Origin of the sequence: Parabacteroides massiliensis, from assembly GCF_900155425.1 — a bacterium.
Taxonomy (GTDB): domain Bacteria; phylum Bacteroidota; class Bacteroidia; order Bacteroidales; family Tannerellaceae; genus Parabacteroides; species Parabacteroides massiliensis.
The window spans coordinates 761030-774355 of the sequence record NZ_LT700191.1; the positions used below are offsets into that span (position 1 = coordinate 761030).

At 48.5% G+C, this 13326-nt stretch carries 5 protein-coding genes; all 5 read right to left on the reverse strand.

From position 1 onward, the window contains the following. Positions 1-126: 126 nt before the first annotated feature. Positions 127-7581, reverse strand: coding sequence for a T9SS outer membrane translocon Sov/SprA (gene sov / locus BQ9893_RS14150; protein ID WP_075966619.1), 7455 nt, complete (start codon positions 7579-7581; stop codon positions 127-129). Positions 7582-7618: 37 nt separating this feature from the next. Continuing rightward, the gene (ruvA, locus tag BQ9893_RS14155; RefSeq protein ID WP_075966620.1) at positions 7619-8212 is read right to left on the reverse strand and encodes a Holliday junction branch migration protein RuvA; all 594 of its coding nucleotides are present in this window, start codon (positions 8210-8212) and stop codon (positions 7619-7621) included. An 81-nt stretch (positions 8213-8293) separates the two neighbouring features. Continuing rightward, entirely contained in the window at positions 8294-9748 is a 1455-nt protein-coding gene (locus tag BQ9893_RS14160) for a TrkH family potassium uptake protein (protein ID WP_075966621.1), read from the reverse strand. A gap of 37 nt (positions 9749-9785) precedes the next feature. Continuing rightward, entirely contained in the window at positions 9786-11123 is a 1338-nt protein-coding gene (gene trkA, locus BQ9893_RS14165) for a Trk system potassium transporter TrkA (protein WP_075966622.1), read from the reverse strand. 29 nt (positions 11124-11152) lie between these two features. After that, on the reverse strand, positions 11153-13060 hold the full coding sequence (gene dxs / locus BQ9893_RS14170) for a 1-deoxy-D-xylulose-5-phosphate synthase (protein WP_075966623.1): 1908 nt from the start codon (positions 13058-13060) through the stop codon (positions 11153-11155). Between the last annotated feature and the right edge of the window lie 266 nt (positions 13061-13326).

Consider the following 13326-nt stretch of genomic DNA (forward strand, 5'->3'; position numbering starts at 1 on the left):
TTCAATGAGATACAACTACACAACAAGAATGGAAAGCAAACTTATTCGATCATATTGCCTGACCGGACGTTTTTCAATAAAAGTTTTATAAAATAAGCACTTATTCCCTCATATAATATCACATAACTACTGTGCAAGAGAGAATCTCAGACTGATACCGTAGTTTGAGTTTGAAGTCGGGTAAGAGGCACTCGATATCAGCGGTTCGTTGATCTGGATATCATAGAAAGCACGGACCGTCAACGCACGGCTCAAACCGTAGTCAGCCGAGAACGAGATTGTCTTTGCGATGTTACCGCTGGTAGCCTGTGTCAACTGTGTATCGATTTTACGGATCAGCGACTGCATCTTGTTGTACGAGAAATCCAGACGAACGGTGAGGTCATTGCTGAAATCACGCGTCTTCTTCATCTTCAAAACTTTGTTGAACTCGGCATATTTGTACCCCAACCCGATCGTGACTTTCTTGGAAAGCGCTTCGACCAACTGGTAGGAGGTCGTATTCAGGCTCAAATTGCGGGTAGTCGAATAGTCCGCCCGGACTGTCACGTTATTCAACAGGGTCGCGTCTGCGCCTAACAAAGGACTAAACGCCTCGGTAAGACTGACGGACGAGATCGAATAAGGAGACGAAGGCGTCGGGTTATCATTCAGTATCGACTGGATATATCCCAATCCGTCCTGTCCGGCATCCACCCAATTCAGGAAGGAGGTGAAAGCGCCTACCGAATAGGAACAACGGTACTGGTGGCTCAACGTCACGCTCTTGAAATATTTCTTGACGGCTGGGATCTTGATCAAGCCGTCGTAAGTTACGCGCCAGTTAGGCAACATGCTCTTCAACGAAGGGAAAGCCGTCAGGCCCACCTTCTTCGGGTCTTTACCGGTATAAGCGGCGAGGAAGGCCGGAATCAGGACATCGGCAGAATTCTGGTTGACACCGTTCACATTGTCGGTTCCCGGATTATAAGGCATTCCTCCTAATTTTTGATCATGGATAAAGCCCACATCCGGATATCTCAAGCCCGAATACTTGCTTTCGATACGCTGGGCAATGATCTCGCGATTCGCCAACAGCTTGTCAAAGGCTTTCGAAGAATAGTTGTTCATGGCATTGCCACTACCTCCGAAAGCACTGCCCAGTGCGATTGTCGTCATGGTAAAGTTACCTCCCATAATCTCCGGCATACCTTCATACATAAATTGTATTTCCGTATTACGCGTATCATTGCGGAGAGCCGTCAGGTCAATCTTCAATCCCGTGATCGGTTCGAGGTTCGCCCGTATATTCAGATTCTTCGTACTGGTCATGACGGCAGCGTTCACGTCTCTTTCGGTATCCGTTATCAGCCAACCCTTTTCATACGCCTCGTCTATATAGCTGCGGCGCACGTCGCCGAAGGCAAAGCCTATACCGGGAGAAAGGCCGACTGAAGTACGTCCCTGGCCAAAGATATCTCCGATCTCCTGACGGAAACCGGGCAACATCATACCGGCAGAATTCGTGAACTGGATATTGAAACGGCGCACCATCATCAGGAAGCGGGCGCTGTGTTCGGCCGCCTTATAAAGAAAATCCTCGGAAGGAGCCGGCCCCGGTATGATCGTCAACTTCAGGCGTACCGTGTCCTGGTTCAATATCTTGACTTGCGCCAAGTTGATCGGCTTGAACTTGACTCTGTAGACATTCCCGTCCATTCTTCTGGCCGTGATCTGCACTTTCTTCGTAAACATGCCATGTTCGACCACCGTAGCGCTGTCCGGACTCAGGACAATCTCTTTCTCAAGCTTAGGCTTTTTCTTCTTCTCCGGCTTTTTAGCCGTAGCCCGGGTATTGTTGAACTTCTGGTTGATCTTCTTCAGATATTTGTTTTTGTTATAGAGGGATAACAAGTTCAGGTTCGCCTGCAAATCGAACTGACGCTGGTTCTTGATCGTGTTACCCATCTCGATATCTTCGCTTACGGTTGCACCACGGTCCCAATTATAGGTGGCATTATAGCTCAAGGAGGCATTGGCCCAATCCAAAACCGGGATCAACTGCAACGGCAACTGCCATGTTGCCATAAACTGCTGGTCGTACTTCATCGGAGTTCCCAGGTCTGCAATGCTCTTCTTTACGGAGTCTTTCCATAACTGGTAACCGTCCGGGTTCAGCTCCTTGTTCACTTGGACATACGGCTCTTCGATACGGGCATTCGTACCGGAACTGAACGTTATGTTCAGGTTATTCGTAAAGGCCCAGTTCAAACTGAAAGCACGGTCCCAATAGAAGTTCTGGCTGAATGTCACCGGGATATCGTTGGTAACACCGGTCGCCACCCCCGTCAGGTCGCGCATTTTTATTTCGTAATAATTACGCATCATGGCCGTCTGGAAGTTGATGGACGGAGCCACGTTAAGCGCCAACTGTTTGGCATAGCGTGTATAGCCGTTGTTTTTCTTCAACAATTTATCGAACGGCTTAATCGGTTTGACATAAGGCACATAACTATAGGCGAAATTAGCCCGGTAATCTTTTGTCGTCTCATATTCCGTCTCCGGATTTTTCTTATCATTAATACTGTATGAATATCCAAGCGTAAAGTTTGCCGGATCGTAAGGCATCGGGGTCTTGCTTTTGATATTCACACGCACGTTGTTGAATGAAACGCTCTTGATGACCGTCCTGTCCTGCGAATAGCTGCGGATCGAATCTTTCTCTGCTTTCGTTTCCGCATTATCGATTGCATCCTTCAGTTTGACATCCTGATCCAACGGGTTATATTTCGGATCGTATGTCTCCTTCGAATAGGCATAATAGAACGGGATGCTGACCTGTGTCTTTTCCGGGAACAGCTTACCCAATTCAATAGAAGTCGCCACATTATACTGCTTGAAGTCTTCCATCCGACGTTCGTTCAACGACTGGTCGAGAGCGCCGAAGCCCGCCGTCTCGATACGTCCGCCTACGTTCACCGTACCCAAGTCGGAAAGCGCGACATTCAAATTTGCATTGGCAGCCCATCCGCCTTCTTCATTGAAGTCGGTCAGGCGTAATTCGTTCACCCAGACCTCCCCGCTCTTCAGCTTATTCCGGACATTACGCACACCGATCATGATCGTCTTCACTTCGGAAAGGCTCGGATTACCCTTGACGCGAATCGTGTTGCTCTCATTATCCGGGTCTCTGCCTAAATAGATAGTCTGGAAAGACACCCCGTTCTCTCCCGAACGCTTCTGCCGGTTACGCTCCAGTTTCAAATCAGTCAAGACCTGCAGGCGGAAGTTCAACATGTTTTCTGCCGGCCAGACAATTTTCTGATGTTCCGTATTGTTATAGTTATACTCCCCATGCGGAGTCAGCTTCAACGGGACTTCATATTCGTAATAGTTATTCTTATAGTCCGATCCCAAACGGATGAAGACTGCGAGATCGCCATCGGCAAGATCGTTTACGTCCAGTTTCGGTGCTTCAGCATGCGTAAACAGTTGCAAGCGCTTGTACTGGCGCAAATCGTAGTTCGTATTCTTGTATACGGCACGTGCATCTTGAGCGGCGAGATCCGTCACCTTCAAAGAAAGCGCCTGTTCGTTCTCCTGACGTATCTGCGGCTGGCTCGGATCCAGAACGCGGCTGACGCCCGGAGGCAATGTATAGTTGACCGGATCTCTGTCACTGTTTTCCTCAATATTGACAGTCGAGACTTCCAATTTGCCCTTTACAGCTGGCGGCATCTTCGGATCGGACAAATCCTGTTCATAGGATCGCCATTCACCGCGTACCAGTTGCAAAGTACCGAAACGCAAAACGACCGATTCCTTGAATCCCGTCATATACATACGCATGAAACGAATCGTCTTGAAATCATTGATCGCCCCCACGCGGCGTTGGTATTGTTTTACCGGTATCTTAAACTGATACCAGGTAACGGATTCTGTCGTTCCGTTTGACAGTCTTACCAACGATGTGCGTTTATCCGCAATGAAGTTTTCGCCGACAACCGTATCCTGCGGAGTGATCCTCACCTTGTATTCGAAATATTTTTCGTTCTTATTCAGCGTATTGTCCTGATTGATATCCTCCACATCAGGCACAGTCTTGGAAGAGGTACTGTAGCGTTCACTCGAATTGTCGATATCTTTCGAGTTTCCTTCCGTTCCGTTATAGCGTTTGTAACGAGTCAAGATATCCACATCCTGAGAATCATAGTCCGTACCACGGAAATAGTGGAACTTGTCTCCTGCCGGATCAAAGAAAGGCGACAATTGCAACGGGTCGTTCTCCATCTCGGTAAGGGTTGCCGCATTCAATTTCTGGCGCAACTTGTCCAGATAATCGCGATAAGCCGGATATTCCTTTTCCTCGTCCGAAGATAAGCCGTTCAAGCCGACATCCTGCAACAGACGTGCTCCTGCCGTATTATCGAATGCATAGACCGTACTCTGTTGCTTGGGGACCTTACCCCAAACCGTATAATCGACTTTCGACGTATCGCCATCGATCGGCAATCCGTTCTCGAAGAACTTCTTTTCATCCTTCAATATGTCTTCCGATATCTCACCCAAGTTAAAATACAGGTCGCCCCCTGCGGTCTGGCGGTCGTAGATAAACGGGTCGAGCATCCAGAATTCGATGTATTCGACATTCGCCGTCTCGAAGTCGCTCTGGTCTATCTTGCGCATCATGCCGCCAAAACGTTTTTCCGGGTTCTGCAATGTCCCGTCCGGGTTAATGTTGTCGGCATCCAAATTATACGGGCCGCGCTCCTGCGGATAGTAAGCCATGTTCAGAATCGTCAACGTATTGCTCTCGCTCATGCTTTGCTGCCGTTGCGGGAACAACTCTCTCGACTCGATGGCACGGACATAATGATTGTCCAAATACTCTTCGGGTTTGAGATGCTTCGGACGTAAAGAGGAATTCTTACGCGTGAACAATCCGTCGATCGTGTACCAGGCAAGCAAAGCGCGGCTTTTTCCGTAATCGATATTATTGGTCAGCCCGGCTTCAGGGAACAACTGAGGCGTACCGTCGTCATAAGGCACACTGGACAACTGCCAGGGATAAGGGTCGGAAAGGTCGAAATTGCTCTGCGTCGACTCGAAGTCATCCAGATACGAATATCCCCCCGTGTTCTTGTTCTCGTAATGCCCGGCGATCAAATGCGCAAATTCCGCGTTAAAAGAGATTTGGCTCGGTTTGCTGAGGTTTAGCAACGGCAGCTTGTCGAACACATTGGTAAGCCATTGGCTTTCGCCTTTATAAGCCATGTTGACACCCCAAAGCGTATTCTTGATCGCTTCGTCTCCCATTGTCGTTTTGGTTGTCAAGGGCATTTCGGACATGTGCATGATGGTGGCGCCTACCATCAGGTTCGGATTGAACTGATAGTTCAAGTCCAATCCCATCATGGTCTTGCGCTGCATACTATAGGCTGTCTGGTTTTCCAGCGAGACACTGACCGGCGTTCCTGCTGAAATAATGCTTTCGTTCAGGATTGTCACCACGCCGGAGGTATAGTCGACGGTATAATCCACATTCTCGGTCAATATCGCTCCGCCGGCCGTCACCTTGACAGAACCGCGCGCCACGTTGGATGCGCCCAACTGTATCTCGGCACCCGAAGAGGCTTTGTATTCCCCTTCCAGCTTGAACTTGTTCTTTTCCGCTATCTGCCGGGCGACGGTCAGCGTCGAGTCGTAGAGTTCCTGAAACACATATTTGTCGGCTATCGCATCATTGTTTATCTTCTTGCGCAGATAAGAACCGAACGGTTCCACACTCGGAAAAATAATCTTTCCATTATCGGCCAGTATAGTCACACCTTCGATAAAGTCATATATGCCATCCGGATGCGGTTGGTTGTTGGAATCGTAGTTGTCCAGATTCAGTACCCGCAACAGAATTTGATTGGCGATCGCTCCTTCCGGCAGATAGTTGACGTATGTGCCGGTCGTATCGCTCTGGTACATGATGTTCAACCTGAACTTTTCTTTCTGGACGGAATAGGCTCCTAACGAATAGATGTTTTTCATCATCAGGTCCCAGAAAGGCATATCAGGCGACATGGTGATTCCTTTCAGCAGCTTCACATACAGGCAGGAGGCTGCCGAAGAAGGGTTGTCGGTCGAGAACTCGCCCACCTGGTAAGTCCTCCCGTCCGAATAAGTATAATTATAAGCGACGGCCAACACCTCATCCGCCTGCAACTGTGTCTTCAGCGAAATATATCCCAATTTCGTATTAACCGTATATTCGGACGCATCCAACAAGCGGGCGCTTTCCACTTCTTCATACTCCGTACCGTTGACGAAGGTCCCTCCCAACGTCTGGTTCACAGTACTGATATCACGTGCACCGGCAAACTGCTGGTTGAGGGTATTATACAATGTGTTTGTATTATTATAAGGAATCGGGAGTACCCCCGAAGGAGAAACGACCGCCGTGTTCGAGATATTGGCATGCTCTCCCAGATCGGCAAAAGCGACCACGTTACGCGCTTGATCGTAAGTGGCCCGTTTGTTTGTCACCCAGACTTCCACCTTGCTGATCGTGACGGGAGAAGAAATCGTGTTCAGGTTTTTTACCGCTTCGTCATAGCGGTCACGGAAATAGTGAGACAGAAAGAAATGGCGGTTTTCCTCATACTGGTCGATCGTCAGTTCGAATGGCTTTGTCTGCACGCCTCCTTTTGAGCTGACCGTTTTCGATTCCGATTCCTGTTGCGCAAACAATGCATTGACTCTCAATTTGCCGAACTGAAGATCCGCTTTCATTCCGAACAGGGCCGCTCCTCCGTTGATCAGGGAGTTGCTGGTCGTCATGCTCACATTGCCGGCTTCCAACGACTTGATGATTTCGTCTTCTTCACCGGTATAAGCTAATTTCAATTTCTTGGAGTCGAAGTCGAAAGAGGTTTCGGTATTATAGTTCATGTCGAAATTCACTTTACTGCCGACCGACGCTTGCACATTCAATTGGACACTCTCGTCGAAATTAAAGAACGTACGGTTACGAGCGCGTTCCGGCAAAGACGGGTTCTTGGTCTTGTTCTGCTTCATGCCTAACACCACTTCGGCCGATCCTTGCGTTTTCACCCGTACGCCGCCCGGTCCGAAGATACGCTCCGCCGCACCGATATCGAACTGCATATCTGCTAAGTTGAACTGCTTATTGGCAGCCTTTTGAAACTCTTCTTCGTTTTTCTGGCGATAGTAGGATTGGATGGATTTCTGGAAACTATAGTCCTGGTATTCTTCGGGAGTCAACGAAATCGGAGTAGTCAGATCGACATCGCCCAATTTGGTGCGGACCACATACGTTCCGGTCCTGATGTCGTATTCAACCACCGACTTCACGTTTTCCGGTGTCTTCAAGTCTGCGGGCGACTGCTTGGTAAGATCTTGATATTCTTCGGGAACCGTCTTGGCTACCGGGAAGCGGGTACGTACCTTCGGTATCGTATCGTCCGGTACGACCGGCAGTTTGACATCCGGCAACGACATCGCATAAGCCAGGAAATCCGTATTCATCGAATACAGGCCTGCGCCAAACAGTAGAATTGTTATCCAGAGTATAAATTTCAGTATCCTTCTCATGTTAATTGTCAATTGCCCATTGTCAATTATCCATTGCTCAGAGCATTCTTAGGGCTGTTTTAATGACCTGCTCGACAGCCAGTGCAGGCGAACCTTTCAAGATCGTGTTAACCGCCTTTTGCGAAGCGGCTTTCTGGAATCCCAACATAACCAATGCCGCCACAGCTTCTTCCGCGACAGCACTGCTGGCAACGACAGAAGAAGAACCACCTGCCGCAATCATACCGTCTATCGGTTTTACCTTATTCTTGAGGTCTACCAGTATGCGTTGGGCTGTTTTCAATCCGATACCTTTGACTGCCGTCAAAGCCGTTTCGTTTTTATCGGCAATCACCCGGACCAATTCGGCAGGCGACAGGGAGGAAAGGATCATCCGGGCTGTATTGGGACCGACCCCCGACACGGAAGTCAACATCAAAAACAGCTCTCTCTCCTCTTTCCCTGCAAAACCAAAAAGCAGATGGGCATCTTCACGTATCACTTCGTATACGTAAACCTTCCCGGTCGGTTTTCCGTTGTAAAAAGTATATGTATTCAGGGAGATATTCAGTTCATAGCCGATCCCGGCGCATTCCAGGATCATCCGGGCCGGCGTCAGTTCCACAATCTCTCCCTTGATATATTCTATCATGTATTTTTACGTCTTTATGATTCGTACCTATTATAACGCAAAATTAGGCAAAAGCGTATATCCGGACCCTCTTTTTTGGTATTATTGTTTCCAGAATCCCGGCAACAAAATCGTCAATACCGTAAATATCTCCAAACGCCCGACCATCATCAGAAAAGACAGGAACCATTTCGACACAGTCGGGACATCGGCATAATTCCCGGCCGGCCCCAAGCTGCCAAGCCCCGGTCCGATGTTGCTGATCGAAGAGATCGCGGCGCCGATCGTCTCCTCGAATCCCATCCCGTCGATCATCAGCACCATGCAACTGACAAAGATCAAAGCAATATAAGCGAAAGCAAACGCCAGCACCCGGTGGACGATATCGCCCGAAACGGCATGCCCGTTCATCCGTACCGGTATAATGGCATGCGGGTGCGTCTGCTTCTTAAATTCGTTAAAGAGATTCTTGGTCAGGATCACAAAACGTCCCATCTTCAAACCTCCGCAGGTAGAACCCGCGCAACCGCAGACTACCATCAGAACCAGAGCCAACAGCCAGAAGAACGGTCCCCACGAGATATAATCGACTGTCACAAACCCACATGTAGACACAAGTGAGACAACCTGAAACACTGCCAGCCTGAATGCGGTACCAAAATCGTCCACAATCCCCTTATACATGATCCAAGCCACCGACATTGCAGTGATAATCAGCACGAACCAGAAAAACCAGCGTGTCTCTTCATCCGTAAACACTTTCTTGAGTTTACCGTTGAAAAAGAAATAGACCAGGGTGATATTGGTTGCCCCGACAAACATAAAGATCGTAATTATATATTCGACATAGTCAGAGTTCCAGTAAGCAATACTGGCATTCTTGGTGGAATAGCCACCGGTGGAAATACAGGTGAGCGCATGATTGACAGCATCATACAGGTCCATCGGGCCTGCCCATAGAAGACCGATAAGGACAATGGTCAGGAACAGGTAAACACCCCACAGACGTTTGGCGACCTGGGTTACACGCGGGCGGAAACGCTCGTGCGTGATCCCCGGAGTCTCGGCATCGAACATCTGGGTGGCTCCCCCTCCGATAATAGGCATCAAAGCAACGGTAAACACGATCATTCCGATACCGCCCTGCCATTGCGTGAGGCTTCGCCAAAACAATATCCCATGCGGAAGCGCTTCGATATCGGCCAATATGGTAGAGCCTGTCGTCGTGAAACCAGACATCGTTTCGAAATAGGCATCCGTCACATTATCGATATACCCGCCTAAATAGAATGGCAACATTCCCAAGAGGGAGAAAAGCGCCCAAGTCAAAGTGACGGTCAGCATTCCTTCCCGTCGCCCGGCTGTATGCTCGTTGGCGCGTAGCCCGATCAACGTAAAAAGGACTCCCGTTCCGAACATGATGCCGCTCGACTGGAGAAACGGATAGAAATCATCCCCTTCATACAGGAAAGCGACCGCCGTCGCTGCCAGCATAAACAACGTCTCGAGGATGAACATCAACCCTAACATCTTAATTATAAAACGAACATTCAGCATAATATGCAATTGTCAATTGTTAACCATCAATTGTCAATCAATTAAAGTAGTCCTCCAATTTACGCATAGCTGTATCCAAGCAGAACACCACAACGTGGTCATAAGCCTGGATATGCGTATCACCTTTGATCATCATCGGCTCACCGTCACGGATCAACCCTCCCAATGTCAAATCCTTCGGAAGATTCAGGTCTTTTACCTGCTTACGGGTAATCTTCGAATCGGGACGGGCAACAAGCTCAGCCACGTCCGCATTGGCAAAAGTAAGACATTTCACGTTCGACACGTCTGCGTCCAACAGGAATTGGTAGATATGGCTGGCAGCAATCAATTTCTTATTGATAACCGAACCGATATCCATGCTTTCCGCCAAAGGTATGTAATCGATGTTCTCGATCTTGGCAATGGTTTTGAACACTCCGGCACGTTTGGCGGCCAGGCAGGCCAGGATATTTGTACTCGAATTGTCCGTCAGAGCGATAAAGGCCTGTGCATCTTTGATCCCTTCCTGCATCAGAAGGTCGGTATCGCGTCCGTCTCCATTGATGATCAAGACGTTTCCAGGAACGACTTCCGCTATGCGGTGACTCTTTTCTTTGTTTGTCTCGATTACTTTTACACGGATATTGTTCGGAAGGTACTGGCAGGTACGGATCGCAATGCGGCTACCTCCCATGATGATGACTTTCTTCACTTCAGGGTCCCGTTTGCCGGCATGCAACCGGACATCTTCGATATGGGCTTTGGTCGTTGTGAAGAAAACGATATCTCCCGATTCTATGCGGTCCATACCACGCGGGACAATGGTCTCGTTCTGCCGTTTGATGGCCACGATATGATAGAGCTTCTGTTCGTTCAGCAGTTCGGACAAATGTTTGTTCACAAGCCGGGAATTATCGCGGACCTTCACTCCGATCAGAATCAGGGCTCCTCCGAACAACTCCCAGTACTGACGAGTCCACGGACGTTTGACAGCCGTCACAATCTCTTTGGCCGCCAACATTTCCGGATAGATCATGGAATTAATCCCCATCTTCTCGAACAGCTCTTTGTTTTTAGGAAGCAGGTATTCGTAATTATTGATACGCGCCAACGTCTTACGCGCTCCCAATTTAGAAGCCAGAATGCTGGCTGCCACATTGGCCGTTTCCTCCGGCGTGACACTGACAAACAGATCGGCCTTTCTGATGCCGGCTTCCTCCAGGTCCCGAATGGATGTCGGATTGCCCACCATAGGCAGGATCTCCATGCTTGAATTCGTAAAATTCAAACGCTCCTCATTCGGATCCATCAGGATGATATCCTGCTTCTCCTGTGATAACATTTTTGCCAGGTGGGTTCCTACTTCACCGGCTCCGGCTATGATAATTTTCATTTTATATAGAGATTAATTATGAGGATATATTATCCTCCGATAACCATCTTTTTTATTTCTCCTGCAATACTTCCGGCATCCATGCCGCATAGCTTATACAGCTCGGGGACCGATCCGTGTTCGATGAATTCATCCGGCACACCGATCCGTTTCACCTGTGGAGTATAACCGTTATCAGCCATAAATTCCAGAACAGCACTGCCGAATCCTCCTTTGATCACACCGTTTTCAACAGTGATGATACGGCTGAATTTCTTACCGACTTCATGCAACAGTTCTTCATCCATCGGTTTCAGATAAATCATATCGTAATGGGCAACCGATATGCCGTCATTCTCTACCGTCTTTATTGCCTTTATCACCTCGTTGCCGATAGGGCCGAGCGACAAGATCGCAATATCACTTCCCTCACGGAGCTTCTTGCCCTTTCCGATCGGCAAGACCTGCATCTTATTCCTCCACTCCGCCATTTCTCCCTTACCGCGCGGATAACGGATTACGAACGGACCGTTGCTTTCCTTATATCCGGTGTACATCAAGTTACGCAAATCCCATTCGTTCAAGGGAGACGAGATAATCAGGTTCGGGATCGGACGCAGATAAGCGAGGTCGAACACACCATGATGCGTCGCCCCGTCTTCGCCTACCAGGCCGGCACGGTCCAGGCAGATCACCATATGGAGATTCTGAAGGGCGACATCGTGTATCACCATATCGTATGCCCGCTGCATGAAAGAAGAATAGACATTGCAGAAAGGGATCATCCCCTCTTTGGCAAGCCCGGCAGAAAAAGTCACCGAATGTCCTTCGGCAATCCCGACATCAAACGCCCGCTTCGGAAACGCCTTCATCATATAAGTCATGGAACAACCCGTCGGCATCGCAGGAGTGATCCCCACGATCCGTTCGTCCTGTTCGGCCAACTCGACAAGGGTATGCCCGAAAACATCCTGATAAAGTTGAGGTTCGTTCAGTTTGTGGACAATGATCCGCTCTCCGGTCTCCTTATTGAACAGGCCCGGGGCATGCCATTCCGTCGCCGACTCTTCAGCCGGCTTGAACCCTTTCCCTTTCGTCGTTTTGATATGTAACAACTTCGGGCCTTCCATATCTTTTATATCATTCAGCACCTTGATCATATAATTGACATCATGTCCGTCAATCGGGCCAAAGTAGCGGATGCTGAATCCCTCAAACAGGTTATGTTGTTGCGTGAGCAATGCTTTCAGGCTATTATTGAAGCGAAGGATGTTTTCCCGACGATCATTATCGATCAGTTTCATCTTGCGCAGTCCGCGATACACATCATAACGCATTTTATTATACGCCTGACTGGTCGTGATATCCACCAGATACTGGCTCAGCCCACCGACGGCATGATCTATCGCCATATCGTTATCATTGAGTATGATAAGCAGATTGTTCGGATTGGCCGAAGCATTGTTCAGGCCCTCGAAGGCCAAACCACCCGTCATGGCTCCATCGCCGATCACAGCTATCACGTGCCGGTCTTTTTCTCCCTTCAAGGCTGAAGCGACCGACATGCCCATGGCTGCCGAAATGGAATTGGATGCATGTCCGGCAATAAATGCGTCATAGACACTTTCCTGTGGATTAGGAAAACCACTGATCCCTTTGAATTTCCGAAGCGTATGAAAGGCCTCCCGACGTCCGGTCAGTATTTTATGACCATACGCCTGATGCCCCACATCCCATACGATACGGTCATAGGGAGTATTAAAAACATAATGTAGTGCAACCGTCAGTTCTACCGTTCCAAGACTTGCCCCAAGATGCCCGGGGTTCTCCGATAGAACATCTATTATATATTGACGCAACTCTGCACATACCTCTCCCAATTTATCGGGGGACAACCTACGCAAATCCTCCGGGTAATCAATGGAATTTAATATGTATTCATCCTTGCATTCTGTCATAACCGCTATAATTTTGTGGCAAATGTAAAGAATTAACGGGAGATAAAATAGTTTTAGTATATCATTCTTTAACAGTATGACACAATTAAACCGCTCATCCGATAACCATCGAGGACAAGCACAAGGATGAGGTCGCCATGCGAACCAGTTCTAAACATGCATATTATGAATTTTATTTTGAAAAATGCAAAAGGAAGCGAGATAAACTAACCCGTTTCATGTCATAAACTAAGTCAAAGCACCCGAAGAACTAAATGAGAACATAT

Excerpts from the sequence above, each read along its gene's own strand:
- sov (WP_075966619.1), bottom strand. The coding sequence starts at position 7,581 with ATGAGAAGGATACTGAAATTTATACTCTGGATAACAATTCTACTGTTT.
- ruvA (WP_075966620.1), bottom strand. The coding sequence starts at position 8,212 with ATGATAGAATATATCAAGGGAGAGATTGTGGAACTGACGCCGGCCCGG.
- BQ9893_RS14160 (WP_075966621.1), bottom strand. The coding sequence starts at position 9,748 with ATGCTGAATGTTCGTTTTATAATTAAGATGTTAGGGTTGATGTTCATC.
- trkA (WP_075966622.1), bottom strand. The coding sequence starts at position 11,123 with ATGAAAATTATCATAGCCGGAGCCGGTGAAGTAGGAACCCACCTGGCA.
- dxs (WP_075966623.1), bottom strand. The coding sequence starts at position 13,060 with ATGACAGAATGCAAGGATGAATACATATTAAATTCCATTGATTACCCG.